The organism is Mycobacterium sp. NS-7484, from assembly GCF_001953975.1.
GTDB lineage: Bacteria > Actinomycetota > Actinomycetes > Mycobacteriales > Mycobacteriaceae > Mycobacterium.
Genome location: NZ_MBEJ01000055.1, coordinates 50,729 through 69,749, shown reverse-complemented (window position 1 = coordinate 69,749; position 19,021 = coordinate 50,729). Strand labels below are relative to the sequence as shown.

Annotated in this window: 10 protein-coding genes; 1 reads left to right on the top strand and 9 read right to left on the bottom strand. The window is 60.3% G+C overall.

From position 1 onward, the window contains the following. Nucleotides 1–224 precede the first annotated feature (224 nt). The 6 genes from A5733_RS10095 to dndB all read right to left on the bottom strand — a co-directional run bounded on the left by A5733_RS10095 (nt 225) and on the right by dndB (nt 8,679). The gene (locus A5733_RS10095; protein WP_158070597.1) at nt 225–1,919 is read right to left on the bottom strand and encodes a DUF262 domain-containing protein; all 1,695 of its coding nucleotides are present in this window, start codon (nt 1,917–1,919) and stop codon (nt 225–227) included. A 265-nt stretch (nt 1,920–2,184) separates the two neighbouring features. After that, the gene (locus A5733_RS10090) at nt 2,185–3,642 is read right to left on the bottom strand and encodes a DNA phosphorothioation-associated putative methyltransferase (protein WP_076240020.1); all 1,458 of its coding nucleotides are present in this window, start codon (nt 3,640–3,642) and stop codon (nt 2,185–2,187) included. Then, nucleotides 3,639–4,031 carry a DNA sulfur modification protein DndE gene (dndE, locus tag A5733_RS10085; RefSeq protein ID WP_076240019.1) on the bottom strand — a complete coding sequence of 131 codons (393 nt, stop codon included), beginning with the start codon at nt 4,029–4,031 and terminating at the stop codon, nt 3,639–3,641. The genes A5733_RS10090 and dndE overlap by 4 nt, the downstream gene beginning before the upstream one ends. A gap of 3 nt (nt 4,032–4,034) precedes the next feature. Then, nucleotides 4,035–6,008 (bottom strand): DNA sulfur modification protein DndD, encoded by a 1,974-nt coding sequence (gene dndD, locus A5733_RS10080; RefSeq protein WP_076240018.1) that lies wholly within the window; start codon nt 6,006–6,008, stop codon nt 4,035–4,037. Then, a complete protein-coding gene (gene dndC / locus A5733_RS10075; protein ID WP_142253903.1) occupies nt 6,005–7,534 on the bottom strand; it encodes a DNA phosphorothioation system sulfurtransferase DndC in 1,530 nt (509 codons plus the stop codon). Before dndC ends, dndD begins: the two co-directional genes overlap by 4 nt. Then, nucleotides 7,531–8,679, bottom strand: coding sequence for a DNA sulfur modification protein DndB (gene dndB, locus A5733_RS10070; protein WP_076240016.1), 1,149 nt, complete (start codon nt 8,677–8,679; stop codon nt 7,531–7,533). Before dndB ends, dndC begins: the two co-directional genes overlap by 4 nt. 92 nt (nt 8,680–8,771) lie before the next feature. Here dndB and dndA point away from each other — a divergent pair, with 92 nt between their 5' ends. Further along, nucleotides 8,772–9,962 carry a cysteine desulfurase DndA gene (dndA, locus tag A5733_RS10065; protein ID WP_076240015.1) on the top strand — a complete coding sequence of 397 codons (1,191 nt, stop codon included), beginning with the start codon at nt 8,772–8,774 and terminating at the stop codon, nt 9,960–9,962. Nucleotides 9,963–10,035: 73 nt separating this feature from the next. Here the strand turns inward: dndA and A5733_RS10060 are convergent, their stop codons facing one another. The 3 genes from A5733_RS10060 to A5733_RS10050 form a co-directional block, all read right to left on the bottom strand. Further along, nucleotides 10,036–17,376: an AAA domain-containing protein gene (locus tag A5733_RS10060; protein ID WP_076240014.1), complete on the bottom strand. Its 7,341-nt coding sequence runs from the start codon at nt 17,374–17,376 to the stop codon at nt 10,036–10,038. 469 nt (nt 17,377–17,845) lie between these two features. Beyond that, nucleotides 17,846–18,337, bottom strand: a complete 492-nt coding sequence (locus A5733_RS10055; RefSeq protein WP_142253902.1) for a hypothetical protein — start codon at nt 18,335–18,337, stop codon at nt 17,846–17,848. A 163-nt stretch (nt 18,338–18,500) separates the two neighbouring features. Further along, nucleotides 18,501–18,917 carry a hypothetical protein gene (locus A5733_RS10050; protein WP_076240012.1) on the bottom strand — a complete coding sequence of 139 codons (417 nt, stop codon included), beginning with the start codon at nt 18,915–18,917 and terminating at the stop codon, nt 18,501–18,503. Nucleotides 18,918–19,021 lie beyond the last annotated feature (104 nt).

Genomic DNA, 19,021 nt, shown 5'->3' with positions numbered 1-19,021 from the left:
CTTAGGCCAAGTTCATCAACCCCAGCGGATGGCAGCAGGAGGAACAGCCAATCAGATCAAAGTCCGAGTGGGCTTTCAGACGAGGCATCTAAGCGACTCGAACCGCTGAGCCCACCATCTACATTTGCGGCTGATCGCAGATCTTATGTCACTGCTAGGCACGCCAGACGGGTATTCACGCGTGACACAAACTGGACAAAGCGGAACAGCGGGAAGCCGTGGGTTCACCGTGGCCAGGTCTTTACTGCCAACTCTGCGAGATCCTTCTGGCGGCTTTCGATCTGTTTAGGCGTCCAATCCTGTTTACTTCCGACCTCGTTGGTGAGCTGGAGGTCGCTCGCTTTCAGGACAGGCACTTTCGACTGGAAGTTGCCGTTACCGATGTCGTTGTTTTCTTGCTTACTCAGGAGCACCATGTTGCCCAGGCGATAGGCCCACGTCTCGACGTCTTCGCGAGTGGGGATGTCGGTCCAGTCACCCGGCACGGCGTTCTGAGGCAGCACGTGCTCAAGGTTCAGCTTATTCTCATCAGGGTTGGGTACTAGGGCGGGCTCGGCTTCGCCGATTTTCTGGAGTTCCAGCGCCTGCAAGTAATAACGCGCCAGCCAGTTGCGCTTCAATCGCATGAGCGAAAACGCCCCCTGGAAATCGGAGTCGGAGGCGACAGTCGCGCCGAGGAACGTCCGTAGCTGGGCGACTGTGGTGATCCTCTTCGCACGAATCTCGACCGCCGCGAGGCAGTACTGCGCCTCCGTCGTACCAGAATTCATCGACTCGTTAACGAGACCACGCACCGACCAGTTCACCAGCGCCTGCACCAACTTCTTGAATTCTGCCTGTTTGAAGTTGTCCATCGCGGCCATAAGCAGCGGTCTGTTCGGCGCCAAGTTGAAGCGGACAAGGAGGGCGACGTCGGCCCGGCCTGAAGTACCGTATGCCGCCCACTCCGAGTGGCTGGCGTTCTGCAAGGCGGCGTACTTGACCGCCGCCTGCGCAATCGATTGGGCGAACTTGGCCGCTTCGGTCTTCGTCGTCACCTTCTTCTGGATCGAGGCATAGAGTTCGCGCTCCGTGGTTCTGCCTTCGCGCGAACTCCAGTAATGGCGTAGGAAAGCGACGAACTTGGTATCCGCCGCGGTCAGCTCCAAGGCGCCTAACGCCAGTAGCCAATCCTTCTTCACCGATTCGAGCTTGTCCTGGGCCTTGCCATAGAGGTAATTCTTCAGCAGGTCTGCGATAGTGAGGTCAGCACCGCGGTCATTGAGCGTCTCGAAGATGACGTAGGCATCGGACTCGGTTGGCACTTCGATAACGCCGACCCGCGCCCGATTTTGAAGGTAAGTGACAACTCTGATTAAGGAGTCGTCGCCTTCGGCATCAGCTAATTCGATGACCCGGTCGAGCAGAAACTCGTAGGCCAGCTTGAGCCTCGTCTGCGACGGAATCTTGGGATCCGGGTCGGGCGGTATCCCATCGGCGACGATCTTCCCCAAGTATTCATCATCTTCGAGATTCAGAAGCAGACGCCTCTCTTCGCCATCAGAGGTCATCGTCTCTTCGGCTAAAAGTCCCCCAACCACACCGGCTTTGGGATGACCGACAGATCGGAATCGGGCACGTACAGCTGCCAAAAGCAGAACGGTGGTCGCTAATCGCTGCTGCCCGTCGATGACAACGTGGCGGTGCGAGTTGCTCTGCTGAGAAAGGACGATGGTGCCGAAGAAATACTCGCGGTCAACGTTTGACACCGAGGCCACTAGGTCGTTCCAGTACTCCGTTACTTGGACGTCTTCGCCCGACACGTGCCAGGCATACGAGCGCTGGTAGTCCGGGACGGAGAGCGCTGTCTGCGCCATGAGAGTTGCGATACCTGGCAATGAGAACTTGATAGAGCTGGGGTTAGTCACCTCTTGCGGCATACCCGGAGCGTATAAGAACAGCATTCCGAATGCGCACATGACTCGGAACGACGGTGCGCAACCGTTTTTGTCCGATCCAACTTTTCCGACGAGCGATTCGACAGCTGATGGAATGAGCTAACTTGCATCTTCCCACATACCCCGGTTTCGACGTAGGCGCTGCTCAACCTTACGGTCCGGGGGTATTGTGACACTGTCAAACATGCGACAAGTCGGAACCCGGTCATCGACGCCAAGCAAAGCCTCGGTGTTGAAGCGCGGACCTCTATCCGTTTGGCCGGTGGGCAATCCTATGCCCCCGGAGGCTCACGCCGGAGTCCGCCAACGCCGACTGCCACCCCTTCAGGGTTCCGATTCTCTCAGGATGTTCGTACAGCCCCGCCCGAATCTCAGCACGCGTCAGCCGTTCATACAGAGGGCGCCTAGGGTCGTCGATCCCTAGGAATTCTTCCTTGCGATGGAGCAGCGGCGGGTTCTCGCTGCGGCTGTAATCACGCCAGTCAACACTCAGTCGACGGAGGTTGACGGTCACCGCCGAGTGCAGCGTCGGGTGCGGATCCTTGTCGAACGTCGGGTATGTCAAGTAAGACACCTGGGGTTCAGTAACCGACAACTTGATCATGTTGGCGTGCTCGACCGTTCCAGCGAGCACACGGGCGCAGCCTTCGTATACCTGCAGCATCGGCGGAATCTCGCCCATCGCAGACCGATGGACATACAGCGCGCTTGGCGTTTGCTTCCCTACCTTCGAACTGCGGGCGTTCACCAAGAGCAGAGCCTGGTCTCCACACGCAACGAGCATGCGATCCGCCTCGAGGCAAGCCTGCTTGTAAGTACCGAACAACCCACGGATATCGGTGGCGAGCGAACGGTCCAACTGCGAAAAGCGCGGGCGTCTACGGAATCTGGACAACGCAACGTAGATCAATAACTCAGCTCGACGCTGGATCGTGACCTGGTCCCAATAGCTGTCATCGGTAACCTGTCGGATCAGCCGCTGGGCCCGGCCGAGCCCGCCTAGAGCTTCCCGGATTGGCTCCGTCATTTCTACGGGCAGCTCACCCGGCCTCGGCGGGCGCGCATGTTCACTCATGAAGGTGACGAGCGGTGCAAGCGCTTCGCGGTGGGTCTCGAACAATGCCTCGGGAGAGACACGGATCCGCGGCCGGTATGCATAGACCCGCGAAGCCAAGAACGACTGCGCATCCGTCTCATTCCGAAACAGATAGAAAACTCCGGGAGCCGCGGCGTAGGGACGTACGCCAACCGAATCTTCGATCCAGGTGGCGAGTTCGGGCTGGCCGTAGAACTTTTGAAATGTCCCCGAACGGGTGAGCAGTCCGTCGCCCATTGGACGGCCAACCAGATCCCGGGCATCCCATGTCATCCGCGCCGAGACGATAAGCAACCGTTCCGTCAATCCCCATGCGGAACGAAGAGTTTCGATCCGCTCAGCTGGATTCTCGATCACGTTGATTACGTAGCCGAGGTTCACGATCGGGGCAGACTTGCGTGGTGCAGTCGGACGGTGGGTGGGATCCCAACCGTCCGCATCGTAGCCGAGTGATCGCAAATGGCGGATATCGTCGCCCTTGCCGCAACCGTAATCGAACACGGCACAGCCACTCTCCAACAGCCCATCGGTCACTGCACGAGCGATCGGTCGCGAAAGTGCCGTGCGCGTCAGAGCAGTCTTATGCCGAGCAACATCCGTCGCGCTCATGCCACAGGTAGGCCAGTCAATCCCACGCTCGCGAGGCCGGCAACGTCGGTGACGCGTGGATCACCGACGAGATAGCTGATCCCCCGGTGAAGATGCAGCCGGAACTGCTGGGCCAAGGTTTCTTCATCCAGCTCTAGTCCATCCTCGTGACAGCGCAAACGAAGTAACGCCCACAGCACCTCACCGTGATCTCCCCCGAACGTTCGCCAATCCATCTCAACTGTGCTATCGAGTGTCAGCTTGACCACGGGAGGTGGCGCGGGTTCCGCGAGAGATCGACATAACGCCCACCGACACAGCACATTCCAATGTGCAATCCCAGTCCTGCGTTTTAAGGTGATCAGCTGATCACGCGCCGTTTGCGACACCCGAATATGGTCAACGGGCATGCCTCACCCCCAGAAGTAGCCGTTCTCGACGGACGTTGCGTTGGTGTTTGAATCGAACACGAGCTGATACCTGCGACCGACCTTTTGGGCAATCCGCCCAAACGCCTCATCATCGATCTCCGTGTCAGTCGACAGCAACACGACCTGGTGACTCGCCTGCGGGAAGTAGCGTTCAAGCAAATGTTCACGGTGCGTGCCGTCCAACCGCCCCAGCGGGGTATCAATTACCACGGGTAGCGGCTGACCCGCTGCCCTCGCTAAACCCCACAGGAGCGCAACAGCAAGCAGCTGACGCTCGCCGGCCGACAAATCTGTGGCAGGCAGCGGGTGGCCGTCAGCACCCGTTAACGACACCGAGTGGGTTTCCGGATCTATCTGGACATCTGCGATCAGATTGTCCTTGCGCAGCAGGACATTTAGGGCCTCAAGCACTAGTTGCGAAATTCTGCCCAGATGCTGCCGTGTTGCAGCAACTCGCAGTTGATTCAACGTCGCGGCAACGCGGTCAGCGTGTTCAACGAGTCTCCTGTCGTCGTCTGCCACAAGATTTTCATGGGCCGCTTTGTCGAGCGCTGACTCATACGCGGCGTGCGCCTTCACTCTCGCGTTGCGAGCAGATTTCAGGGACTCGCTAGCCAACTCAAGAGCTGCCTCCGCACGATGTAGCGCGGTGCGAGCATCCTCGCGCCGTTTCAACAGGAGAGCGACAGCCTCGCGATCGGGTATCGCAGCGAGCACGCGCTCCGCCTCGTCGGCCTCATCCACCAACTCTGCACGCCGGCGAACCAGACTCTGCAGTCGCTTGAGTGTGTCCGGTAGGGTCGACGTTGACAGAGACTCGAGTGCCACGGGAGCGCCGAACCCGACAATTGCCTCCACTGCTGCGGACGAATGACGTTCTGAGCGATCTTCATTCAGGTAACGCGAAACTTCTTCGATTGTCGCGGCTTTGACTTTAGCTGACTTCAGCTTGCCCAATAACGCTTCGTCACGAGGCCGGAGCGCATCAACGATGAGAGCGGCTCGCTTCGCCTCCTCCTCAATCCTCACCTGGGCCAGCAATCGACTAAGCAAGCCACCTACTTGCAGAAGTGGTGCGACACCTGCCATTTCGTGACGTATCTCGTCGTCACACTGCGCCAAATTCAAGCGTGCTTTCGTTGCGGCGGCTTCAGACGATTCGCGCCCTTCCAAAAGGTCGCCGCCGGCAGCCCTGAATTCCTCCGTAGCGTCGAAGAACAACTTTTTGCTGCGCTCGACGTCACCGCACCGCGCTGCCTCAGCCTCAACGCCGATCTCTTCAGCTTGGCGGAGAGCGGTGACACGCTCCTTCTTCTCCTCGATCTGTTGCCGAACCCGATCGGGAACTTGTGCGCTTCGGTGACGTCGTTTAAGTACCGTCAGGTCCGTGGCAAGTCGATCAACCAGATCAAGCCCGAGCAGAGCCGCAAGTGCAGACCGAAGCACTTGGCGCGAACGTTCTAAGTCTGCGAGGGCCTCGATCTGCTCACCGTCAAAGAAAAACAGGCCGGCGATGCCACGCGGCAAGAATGTCTCGACATGCTCGCTCCATGTAGAAGTCAGCGATTGGTTGTGCCTCCCATCCACAGACACATTTAGAAGCTCACGTATCGATGCCCCTGTGCTTTTCCAGCTGCGTCGCACCCAGTACGTGTGTGCAGCACCCTCCTGATGCGCAGTAAAGGTCAGTTCAATAGCCGCACCTTCGCTGGCCGGCACACCACGGTGAATGAGGCCTCGAAGGTAGTTGTCGTAGCTGCTATTCCGACGCGTCGAACCCTGCGCCAACGGCCCGTACAAGGCTAGTTGGATCGACTCCAGAATAGTCGTCTTGCCTGCACCGTTGAGTCCACCAATCAGAATGATCGGCTTCTTAGGAGACTTTGGAGTTAGGTCGATTTCGTGGCGTCCGGCGAATGTTCCGACGTTATGGAGGACGAGCTTGTTGAGGATCATGCGTCGGTATCCGATGCGATCCGCACGTAGCCATCTGCAACGTCCAGTGGATCGGGCAGTGAGTTGTTGGCGTCCGGAACCCGTTCCATAGCTGCTTTGCGTTTACGAGCTCGCGCAGCTGCGTCAGCTTCGTCGTCGTAAAAGCCGCGGCGAAGGGCCTTTTCCAGTGAGTCGAACAGTCCGGCGCGACGGACCTGCGCCCGATGCCGTTGCTCAATGTCCAACAACTCACGCACTAGTTCGAAATGGAGTCGATCCCCTGCTACTTCTTGAAGCGCGCCGATCATGTCCGCACCAAGCGGGAGATGCTCGTCGAGTGGTTTCCCGGGATAGTTCTCCCCAATCGCCGATGCGTAGATCCGCGGAAGGCGATCCTCAAACTCGTGCTTGTCGACAACCCAGATGCGCCTGATTTCTTCGAGCTCTGCGAGTGTTATCAATTCCAACCCACGCACATAGTCCGGACCATTCTCACGAATCCATGACTGAGCTTCCAGCAGACGTTGGAGCCAATCCTCACGCGCTGCCTGCGTATAAGGACCAGGGATCGGCTTGTCGTGAAAGAGCTGAACTGAGCCGTTCATCCGGCGAAAATCCCGCAGATGACGGTCGTCGGCTACATCGAGGGCATTGCGGAGCTCGAGGAGTGGAAGCATCCATTCCTTCTCCTCGTCGTTCTGAATCATTGCCGCCATCGACTTATCTTGCTCGACGAGAGTGCATGTCCAGCAACCGAATCGGCTGTCGCCGCAACTCGGTGTGCTTGCGTCGACGACTAGCGGGCACTCACCGTCCGGTGAGGCGCCTTGATACATCGTCAGCAGTTCCTTATTCGAGTACCCCCACGGGTTCGATGACTGCATCAAAAATGTCCAAACGTCATCGTTCGACCAGTTCTCGACCGGTGAATAGACGAGCGCGTTTGGCAGAGATTCATTCGGGCTCAGCAGTTCTCGAACCCGGAGGGATTCGAGCGCGGTCATCCGGGCTGACCGAACCGAGCTTTCGGCCTTGCGCGTGCCAAGCACGAGAATCGCCTCACCGTGCGCACGAACCATCTCGCGGATAAATGTGTTCGACGGCTTGATCTTCAGACGCTCAGTGCACCAACGGAACTTTGGCCTCGGGGCCGGATAGCCCTTACCGATCAGGTTCACCCAGAACGTATCGGTGACTGCAGGTGTCAGCCTGTTCGGCGTGATTGGCAGACCTTGAGCCCGGGCTTGCTCTCCCATGACCTCGAGAGAGTGAGTAACCCAGGCGGCGACGACCGGATTCTCTACAAGGGTGTCTGTGCTGATGACATGCACGGGTTTCGTCCGCTGTGCAGGGTCCAGACCCGCGAGTGCAAGCCAGACGATCTGCAGCACAGCGGTTGAATCCTTACCGCCCGAGTATCCGACGACCCACGGCACCCCATCCGCGAGGTAGAGCTGCTGTGTTTGAGACACCAGTGCATCGACGGTTCCCGCGAAGCCAAGGTCGTCGAAGGCGGACCTTGGGCGAATTGGCAACTTGGTCATCACTTTCCCCCTTGGGTGAAGCTATCCTCGGCGCGTTGCTCATCGGGCGGCAATGGCAGTCCCAGCTTGGTCCTGATGTAGGCGGTCGTCAGTTCCACGTTCGTACGGCTCTTACTTACCTTGCCGGCGTTTGTGGCTCGGCCTTCCCAAGTGCTCGAGTTGTTGCGATGCCAGTCAATACTGCGCAGCTTCTTTAATCGCTTCTCCCATGCGGATGGTTGCCTGCTCGTGCGGAGAAGCGAGTTGCCTACCCGGCCTAGTGCGTGCAGAGCAATGCTGTGGGTGTGGATGAAGTCTTGACGGACTTCGCCGGCGGAGATCTCGCCGCGGTAAACCTGTTGCCATGCCGGGAACTGATCGGCGATCACACGCCAATACTGAGCGGCAAGGTCAACCCGCTCAGTCAATGAGTCGATGTCGATCTCATTAAGCAGTGCTGCAGTAGCTGTGTGTAATGCGGAGAGTGTGAACAACTTGCGCGATCGTGGCGCCAAGTTGCTTGTCTCCATCTCTGTCAGATCACTGAGCAATGGGTTCTGTGACACGACAAGTCGAGAGATCGCGGCCAGCGGATCGCGGTGATCGTAAAGAACGCCAATAGACTTGGCCGGTCGAATCGCGTACCGATTGAGATCCGCGAACATCTGCTGGCATCGGTCCAGCCCGATATCGATATACATCACGATGGCGATGGTCTCGTCACCAAGCGCGGGGTTCTCTGCGAGCGCTTGTTGGATAGCTGCTCGACGATGCTGACCGTCGTTGATTACGAAGGTTGCGGACCACGGAATAGTGAGAGTCCCCACGCGTTCCGCCGGCCCATTACTTCCAGCGATGGATTCGAAACGTACGTCCGCGTTCACCGATGCGGTCAACGCGGAGAAGATGTAGCTGGTGGGGTTCTCGATGATGTACCGCGCGATCTCCGGCACTCGCGCCTTGTTGAGTTGGCGTTGTGCACGCATCTCTGGGGGCAGTTCTTCCTCGTTGAACAGGAAGAGGCGCGGGATCAACCGCAGGGGACACATCGTGACGTAATATTCGCGACCGGCTTGGACACCGCGTATCGCGGGAAACACGTACTTGAACTCATCGAGCGCACCACTGTCGAGCGACTGTTGCGGAGCGGCTACCTCAGGCTGAGCCATGTGTTCGTCCTACCATGTACGGATCGAAACTTCCAAACAACACGCAGAATCAGTTCCGAACAATTGTCCGTACCGAGAGCTACGCTGCTGCCATGACGGTAACGATCGCCACCGACAAGCACGCCGAGCCAGCTGGCACGGCTCAGACACGACCGGTCTACCTCGATTTCAACGCCACAACTCCCGTCGACGACAGGGCGGCGCAGGAGGTGATGGCCTACCTGTCGTGTGAGTTTGGGAACGCAGGTAGCCGGACCCATAGCTACGGACAGATCGCCAAAGAACGAGTCAACCGGGCTCGCAATGAAGTCGCCGCAGTTGTCTCCGCAAAGCCCGATGAAGTGACCTTTACCAGCGGCGCGACCGAGAGCAACAACATCGCCATCCTCGGCCTTGCTGCGCATGGGATCACCGCAGGCAAGCGCCACATCGTCTCGACACAGATCGAACACAAGGCAGTGCTCGAGCCACTAGAGGTTCTGCGCAAGCAGGGATTTGACGTTGAGCTCCTCTCCCCAAACGAGGGCGGCTGGGTCTCGGCGGATCAAGTTGCTGCGACGGTTCGCGAAGACACCCTGCTCGTAAGCGTGATGGCCGTGAACAACGAAACTGGCGTAATCCAGCCGATCGACGAGATCGCGTCAGCACTCGCAAATCACGAAGCGTACTTTCACGTCGACGCAGCACAAGCCTTCGGCAAGCTGATTGACCTACTTCGCGAGCGTCGCGTTGACCTAATGTCACTGTCCGGACACAAGATTGGTGCGCCTAAGGGCATAGGGGCACTCATCACTCGTAGGCGGGGGTTCAAACGCCCGCCGCTTGAACCACTCATGCACGGGGGTGGTCAAGAACGCGGACTTCGCCCTGGAACTCTTCCCGTCGCACTCATCGCTGGACTCGGCGTGGCCGCGAAAGTCGCGGCAGAGGAATCCTCCGACCGAACACACGCATGCCTAGAAACCAAACGACAACTGTTAGAGGCCCTCGAGCCCCTCGGCATCGTCCTCAACGGAGATCCTTCACGCACCATCGCGAGCGCACTCAACTTCTCGGTACCAGGGATCGATTCTGAGGCTGCAATCGTTGCTCTCAAGGACATTGTCGCCATCTCGAATGGCTCCGCTTGCACGTCTCAGAGCTACGAACCGAGTCATGTACTCGCCGCAGCACAGCTCCCAGCTGAACGAATCGCCGGTGCGCTCAGGCTGTCCTGGGGCGCCGAGACGACGGGCGTGCCGTACGCCGCCATCGCGAGAACACTGGCGTCGCTCCGCTCTTAGTGGCTGGCGAAATTCAACGGCGCGCCGCCTTCCTCGCCCAGCGGCAGCGACCGGAACCCATGCGCTGAATCGGTCACAGTAGGTCCAGAACCTCGTCCACATCGGTGCTGGGCTGGCGGTCGGTCGGCACATGGCTGGTCTCCAGCCGTTCCTTCACAGCAAGCAGCAAGTCGGCAATATCGTCATCGCCCCGGGAGCGGTAGTCACCGATGATGCTTGAGACAGGAGCTGTTTCGGGTAGGCCGATCGCTGTGGCGAACGCAATGCGCGCCTGCTCCGGATCCGACGTTGGCTGCGCACCGATGAGTGCCAGGGCATCGGAGAGGGGGGCATTCACCAACTCACGTACCTGCTCGAAGCTAAACGTACGGTCGTCACGAATCACGAGGAACGCCTCCGTACCAGCGGCCACGGCCTCGTCCAACAAAAACCGTCGAATCGTCCCGAATTGTGGCTGAAGTCCCGTCCAGGCGACAGCTTGTGCCCCTAGTCGTGAATCAAGTTGCACCGTCTCGCCCTGGGCTAGATCCAGAATCGTCGTGACCGACATCGGAGCCACGAAACCGCTACCACGAAGATGATCGGTCCCGATGCGCACGCGGAACGCCCACCCGTCCGGACGTCGGAACAGTCGCCGAGTCTGCTGGGGCGTTCTGCGTACCGTACGCCCCTCACCTAACCGCACGATGCCAGCCTTGGTGGTGAATGGTGCGGCGGACGCATACGCAATCACGCTGCTTCCACTCACGCTGTATCGGGCGGTGATGTACTCGACAACATCATCCAACTTTGCACGGCCACTTCCACGCTCAACCAGTTCGCGGATCATCGACCGGATACCGTTGTACGCCTCCAGTCCCCAGTCCTTTAGTGCCCACCGATCACGGTCAACACGCTCGAATCGATCGTCGGCACCCAGGGCGTTGCGAAGCGATGTGTGGCTGCGGTCGAAAACGAATCGTCCGACTATCTCCTGAGCGCTCAACGGCGAACCCTCTAGATAGAGGAGCGCCGCGGCGTAGTCGCCTACCGAGGACGTGCGAGTCAGGACAACGTTGTCTTGGACGACATACCCGCAGTGCGTCAGCCAAGATGCAGTGAGCTGAGTACGCTGCTCAGGCTGGCTTGATTGAACTAGGTCAAGATCCCCGAGCCGAACAACACCGTGTTGGTTCGCCCTCTCCGCCAACTGAGTTCGAGTGAGCTCCAGCGCCGCAGCCATCGTGGGTGCAACGCACCAACCATCCTTGATCTCGTACGCATCGTCGAGCCGGTCCAACACCCGCCAGGCAGGCTGTCCCACTCGCTCAATCTCGATGCCCAGCGTAGGGATCACGGCAAGAAGATCCTCGATCGTCCGCACCGATCCGATGAGCTCACGCACGTGCGCGACGAGCGTTGCCAGTTGCCCGTCTTCGATGATCGTGGCCATCAACGCACCGCGTGCTTGCACCTCAACCTGACGAACCCGCTCGCGGGTGAGGTTGTACCGTTCGCCGAGCTTCTCCAGAGTCACTCGATCATCGGCGAAGAATCGCTCGCGCAGGATCTCCACCGCACGCGGGTCGAGCTGAGCGAGCGCTTCACCTATCGCGTCAGCTACATCCCAATCTGCGACTGCCTCTTCGCGCGCATTGTCGTCGGTGGCGGTCACGAGCTTGTCGAATTCTTCAGGTGTGAGTTCAACACCATCGATGGTTGTCAGATATTGGTGGGATGGTTTACAGCACCGCGTTTTCCAGCACCGCTGCCTCACCTCAAATAATTCCACCGGAATCCGACCACCGCTCCTGCCGTTAGCCACCAGCCACGCCCAGTGATTGAGCGGCATCCGCGGCAAGTAGCGTTCGGTTCGATAGTCGCCCTTCGGCCTGCACGCAACCAGACGGTGCCCGGCTGGCGCGATCCAGCAACCTGCGTGATCAGGTTTGCAGTATGCCTCAATCGAACCTTGCTCTGCATCGAAAACATCTGGGTTCTGGCGATTCGAACTAATGTCCACTTCACGTGGATGGTCCCCGGCTGCATGCGTCGATCCGTTGTGATTCGACGGTTTGCTCGCGCGCTCTTCAGCTGCACGTTGTGATTTCTCGCCGGCTTGCAGCCACGCTTGCACTTCACTCGGCGCAATCTCACGACCGTCAGGCGCTGTCAAGTACAAGTGGTCAGGTCTACAACATGCGGACTTGCCGCATCGCCGTCGCACTTGAAAGAGCCTTCCCGGCAAGGGCTTCTGTGAGTATCCATGGTCCACCATGAACGTCCAGCGATGCGGTGCCATCGCTGGTAACAGCCGTTGGGCGCCCTCGTCGGATTGCGGCCTGCAGGCGACAGCTGCAGAGGTCGGTGCGATCCAACACCCGTCACTGTCGCGCTGGCACAGCGTGGAAATAAACTCGATGTCGTCTTCAAGTACCAATCGGGACGCTGGCCGCGAATGCGCTTCTGCCGTTGTGGCAGATGTCGAAATCCATGACCTGACAACCGCCGCCGCCTCGCTTGGCGAGAGTTCTTGCTTTCCTGGCGAACTGGCATAGAGGTGTGCTGGATTGCAGCACTTCTTGCTGTCACAGCGGCGACGGACTTGGATCAGATGCGTAGGCACAGGGTGTCGAGAAAAGCCGTTTGCGACGCACCACGCCCATCGGTGAAGTCCAATTTTCGGCAAGTCGAGTGGTTTCCTGACATCGCCTTTTGCTCGACATCGAACAGCTGTTGCTGATGGCGCTAGCCAACAGTCGGCTTCAGTTCGTTTGCATATTTTTTCGATTTCGTCCAGATCGTCACTCACCTCCCGAACCCACAGTCCGCGGACGACATAGGGCGCGACTTTTTCGTCATCAACGCGTGTGGACATGTCCCATTTGATATCCCTGTACTCCTCAAGGACCTCGACTACGTCGTCGGAGTCATCTACGTCGTCATCGTCGAAGTCAGGATCAACCCAATCGGCAGTCCGGATATCGAGTTCGTCCAGCGTGTCCCACAGCCTCCGAAGAGTTCCCGGCATATCCGCGTAGAACACCGACTCGCGGATGCGATGGAACTCCCAACCGCACCGCTCGAGTTCACGTTGCCGTGCGAGATCGACTTCGTATTGTTCTGGGCCATGCCAGAAGTCGCCGTCGCATTCGATCGCCAGCCGACCTTTGGCGCCGGTAACCACCATGTCGATGCGGTAGCCCATCGCCTCGACCTGCGGCATGACGGTGTATCCCCGGTCGATGAGTCGGTTGAAGATCCGCTGCTCAAACAGCGAGTCGAACGGTGGAACCCGAATATCCTCGGGCACCGCCGTGCTCAGCACGTTGTCATCGTCGTTGCGCAACCGGGCGGCGGTGCCATAGCAGTAGTCGAGCAGTTGAAAGCGCATGCACTCGGAGTTGGTCAGCGCTTCGCGCGGCATCGAATGATAAACCCACATCTGATCTTTGGCCCGTGAGGCCGCGACGTTGAACCGCTGGACGTACTGCTGTTGGGTCAGCACGCCCATCCGCTTGCCTTCCTCAGGCGCCTTGACCATGGACAGGAACATCACGTCCCGCTCGGAGCCTTGGAAGTCCGACGCGTCTCCGCAGCGCAGCTCGCGAGCGGCCCACTCTTCCGGCGGCACCGCATCCATTAGCTTGCCCTCGATGAGCTTGGCCTGTTCCTTGCCCAGCAGCGAGATCACGCCGAAGGTGGCTCCGTCGTACTCCGGTTCCACCAAGCACTTTCGGATCTGATCCACGATCGCCTCGGCCTCAACCAGGTTCGTCTTGTTGGGCGCCTCGTACCCGTCGGGCAGGTACACCACCTTGATGGGTTCGAGCCGCTCGGCACCGAACTGGCGCACCGGAACCAACCGAATGCCTTCCGGCTCATACGCAATGTGGTTAGAGAAGCCGATGATCTCGGGCACACACCGACGGTGCTCAGTCAGCGTGATCCGGCCACCGAAGCGCATATTGGCCTCGTCGAAGTAGCTGCGCTTGGGGTCTAGCCAGGACTCTCGGTACGGGTCATCGCTGAGGTACATGTTGGCCAGGTCGCGCAGTTGCTGTTGATCCACACCCACCGCTGACGGCGACACCTGCTTGTCGTCACCGATCACCACCATCTTGGGAGCCAGGTACTGCAGGAACGACGCCTCCAGCCCGGCCTGCGATGCCTCATCGACGATCACCACGTCGTAAAGGTTGGGCTCGACGTGTACCTGCTCGGCGATGCGGTACAGCGGCATGATCCACACGGGTACGGATGGCCGGCACCGATCCATCGCTTCGGCAATCGCCACCCGTTGCTTGGCGGCGTACTTGCCGGTGCCCTTGCCCAGGCGGGATACCAACTGGGCGTATTGGGTGAGGTTCGCCCGGGCCGCCCCGGTCAGCCGGTCGGGGGCGACGGCATGGCCCCAAGCTCGCTCAGCGGCAAGGTGCTCGACCTCACTGCGGATCTGGTCCTCGATCGCATTCAGGCTGACCTTCAACGCGTTAGCGTCCTCGCTGTCCTGGGCGAGGATCCAACGTCCAGTCATTTCCCACTGCCAGGCCTGCTCGTAGGCACCCAACCGGGAATCCCATTCCGCTGCCGCCGGATCGGCGGCGATCGCACTCGCCAACATCGATGCAGAGCGGTCCAGCTCGTGTCGGATCCGGTCGCGGTCAGCGACCGCCCGGGCCACGTCGTAGAGATGATGCAGACGCGCGTGCGCGGCCGCGTAGCCATCGACGTCCCGGTCGCGGACTGCGGCCACCAACTCCATCGTGATCGGCGGCGGCGTGGGAAGTTGCGCCTGACTACGCAGATACTGGTACAGCCGTTCCACCGGCGTGGCCGCGACCCCCGCGTCGTCGGCCGCCGTGGCGGCCTCCACCAGGTCGGCGTAGCGGCGAATGTCTTCGAGCTTGTTCCAGTCCGGTACCGGCAGGTTGTTGGCTTGGAACCATTGCCGCTCGACCTCAAGCTGGTCGCCCAACGCCAGAACCTTGTCCAACTGGGCCACCTCCGTGACATGCCACTGGATCTTTTCGTCGAGGGTGTCCTCCTGGGGAATCAGAACATTGACCGGCCAGGCCTGATCCAACGCGGCCACGGTGCGGCTGGCGTCAACCCAATCAATAAAGGTGGCCAGCTGTTCCTTGGTGGTCGCGGGCAGGTCGTTGATCTTGACCGCCGCGAAAAACGGTTCGGCAAGCTTCACTGTCTTGGACGTGAAGGCACCGATCTTCGGCGATCCGTCCGGGCGGGTCTTGATGCCGCTGCCCGACTCAACATGGGCGAGCAGGGATTTCGCGACCTGCTGATGCACGCCGAAGTCGCCGTCGGCAACGACCACTGAGGTGGTGGGGCCGATTCGGCGAGTGAGGGCTGCGGCCGTTTCGGCCAATGACTTGACCTGCGTCGACCGTGCCACCCAGGTCTGGTGGCGACCGCTGCGCACGTCGTGCAGAGCGTCATTCATCCACGCTTCCTGCCGACGCTCGAGATTGCCGGCCTGCTCCGCCAGATTGGACACTCTGGCGCGCAACTCATCTCGCAGCGCTGTGGTCAGAGACCGGACAAAACCAAACGACTCGTGGCTGAGAAGTTCGCCGAACTGGTCCTTGCGGACTGCGGCCTGCTGTTCGGCGGCAACGAGGTTGGCGAAGTCTTCCGGCGTCGTCAGCGATGCCGCGTCGGGCAGCGTCGAGGTCGCTTCCGGTTCGTTCGCAGTCACGTCCTGGTCGCGTAGCACGGCGCGCCACCGCTGAATCTCCTCGGTCGACACCGTCGTCCCGGCGCCGGCCGGGTCGACCTCAAAAGCGCGGATCCACTCGTAGTCGGCCTCGTGCTGCAAATGGCCGTAGGCGATAGCCGCCAGCGTGCCCTGGGCAGGTCCGTCGGTGCGCGGTTCCACCTCCTGCCGGCGAACCTTGAGCAGACGGTCGCGCAGCGCGGCCCGCTGACGGCGCAGGTCATCGATCCTGCTGAGGTGCCGGGCGATCGAACGCTGGGAATCGGCGGGGTCGAAATCGTCTGCCCGCCGCGAGATGTTGTCGACCGCGGTGCGCAGGTCGGCCATGTCAGACCGCGATTGGCCGATGACTGCGACCGCCAGCGATTGAATCTCGCGCGGCAGCTTGCCGCGGACCTCCTTCAGTGCCCGGTCGGTGTGCGCAGTGATCAGCACGCGTTTGCCCTGGGCGAGCAAATGGGACACCAAAGCCGCTGCGGTGTGGGTCTTCCCGGTTCCAGGTGGACCCTGGACGACGGTCTGGGCACGGCTGTCGACCCGCTCGATAATCTGGCGCTGCTTGTCGTTCACCGGTAGCGGCAGGAAGTCTTCGTCATCGACGGTGACCACCGCACCCTGCACATCTGTGCTCAGTTCCGGCTCGGGTTGGCGGTTGGGGTCAACCAGCGGCAGGATGCCCTTCGGCACCTCCCCGGCCTGCTGGATCTGCGTAACGATCTGCTCGTAGATCTGCACCATGCCGCGGTTGGTGCGACGCCGCAGGATAATTGCTGGCGCGAATGCTCCGCGTGGGCTGGGGCCTGACGGCGCCTGTACGGCGTCTTCGTCATACTGCGCATCAGCGTCGAGACGATGAATCAGGCGACGGCAGATCTCGCCAATCGCTGGCTGGTCGAGCAGATGCCCGTCGTACTCGGCGGCCAGCACCTTGATTTCGTCGAGTTTGGCCGGACTGGAAATCAGTGCCGCGTCCAACATGTCAACCTCGATCGACACGGCATCGGGTGCGCTGACCTGCGTCACCGTCAGGCGGCCGGAGTTCTCATCGAAGCTAATCGCGATCGGCGCGGTGGCGACGTGACGCTGCACCTGATCATGGTTGTCGGGCCGCCAGGCCAGACAACCCACGCCGAGGACCAGCTCGAACTCTTCGCTGTGATCGGCGGCCTTCAAGTGGACCGCGAACAGGTCCTTGTAGACCTCGCGGACCGCGGCGTCGCGGCGTTCCCGGTCCGCCCACAGCCGCCAATCGGTCAGCCAGGCATCGAAGGCTTCGCTGACCCCGGGATGCTCGGCAATATCGATGCGGCGGTTCACCACCTTCGGCGCGCCGTCCTGGCGTTCCTCCGCAGGAACGGGCTCCTCACGGAAGATGGCCTCGCGAAGTGTCGGCTCCTTCTCCGTGTCATCGATCGCGCCATCGACCCAGACGATCAGCTCGTGCGGCAGCGGCGGCGGATCGAGCTTGGCCACCCGGTCCACGGTGAGGATCGGCGTATCGGGTGTGAGCTCGGCGACGCGATGCGCCGAATGGATGGCGTCATGGTCAGGCAGGTCGGCGAACCACATGGCGTTCTCGAACTTGTCTACCGTGCGGACTGGCTTGACCAACAGCTGCTGAGCGCGGCCGAGGAAGGTGAAGAGTTTGACCGCCCGGCTCACCAAACGCTCGTTCTCGGTTTCCTGCTCAGCAGCCATCGCGCGCCCTTCGTGTTAAAACCCGATCACAAGGGACGTGATTTGTGCTGACCGTCACTTGTGTCAATTAGCGATGATTATGACCTCCGGCTCCGACAACTCAGCACACACCCTCCGCTTCAATTCTCGTTTCCATCTCAGGCGTGCTGACTGCCCCCTCCGCGTGCCGGTATTACGCCGCTTACACCCGGCTGAACTGGATGGCTGGCGTCCGCACCGGACACATTCCTCCGCACGCCTGGTGGGCGCCACCGCATCTCAGTAGGGTACGGAAATCAAGATCACTTGCAGTACGCAAGAGTTCCCGTCAATGAGCCCGGCTCGAGCGGCCAGCCACCAGATAACATGACGCCGGCATTTTCGGACGAAAATGTGAATCTCAGCTACCAGATAAGTGGCCGGTAAGCGTGCCTCGCATCCCCGACACGGCGGGCGACATCCTGAGCGAGCGGCTACCGAGACCGTCGCCTCAGAGTGCGCGCGTATGCACCTTCTCGGTCACAACCCGGCCGACAGGCCTCAAGCGAAACACGAAAACCTTCCGGAGCGCTCCGTCCGTGCCGGGGGCTGTCCGGATCTCGTATGGCCGCTCCAGATCGACCTCGAATTCCCCAAGGTAGCGCTGGATGCGGGTCTGCGAACCGGGCTTATTTCCAATGGCGAGAAAGAGGCGCAGCGCATATCCGTCTGCGCGGTGGTCGGCGATGGCGCGGTTACCGCGGTCCATCTTCTGATCACCGGTCTTGCCCTCACCGGTGTAGTAGAAGACGCCGTCGCTGGCATCCCAACCGTCGAAGTCGTAACCGTTGTCGGCAGCCTTCGCCGGATCGGAGTACACGATCACGTTTGGCGTAGCACCCGAACGACTGATCCCCGCTTGCGGATTGCCGCCGTAGATGCGATGAATATCGCCCCTGATCAGCGTCTCGCCAGGCTGGACATTCCACGATGCCGACGTCATACGGGGAAGCTTATCCGGAACATCACAGCGCTTGAGGGCAAGCACAACTCTGCGCAGATCCCCTACGTTTGGCGCCTTCGAGCATCGCCCAGCGAGGAGCTGCACGATCGGCATCGTCTTTCACGCTCGGCAAGCCCCTCCGGATTGACCGATTTTCGGTCTACTAATCGCAGTTGCCGCAAACACCAGTGACGGACAATTGCATCCCGCAACGGCAGAACCCCGCTGTGCGTCGGACGTCGCGCGGCCGCTCAGCCCCATGGTGCACGCGGGTGACTGGGTGCTCGATGTACCACGTTCCCTTGCGTGAACTCGGCGCACGGCCAACCCCGCTGCCTGCGACGCGGACAATCTCCTCTTCAGAAATGAAACCATTCGTGAACCCGTAATGGATGTGGAGGTCGGGCCGGCCGTCGCTCCGCGTCGCGATGACGTACGGCTTGTCCGACCGCTCGACAGCGCGGTACTCGACAATGCCGATGGCAGTAGTGAACTGTCGGATGAATCCGTGATTTTCCACCGGAACGCGCGTCTTCGACAACGCACCAAGTAACGAGTCCAATGCTTCGTCATCGGTCACGGCACGACCCTAGCTTCATGACGCATGTGGGGTGAACCGCCCAGGCGGAATAGACGATCACCGGTTCGCACCTAAGGGCTTCGCTTCCCCTCTCCGGGATTCTC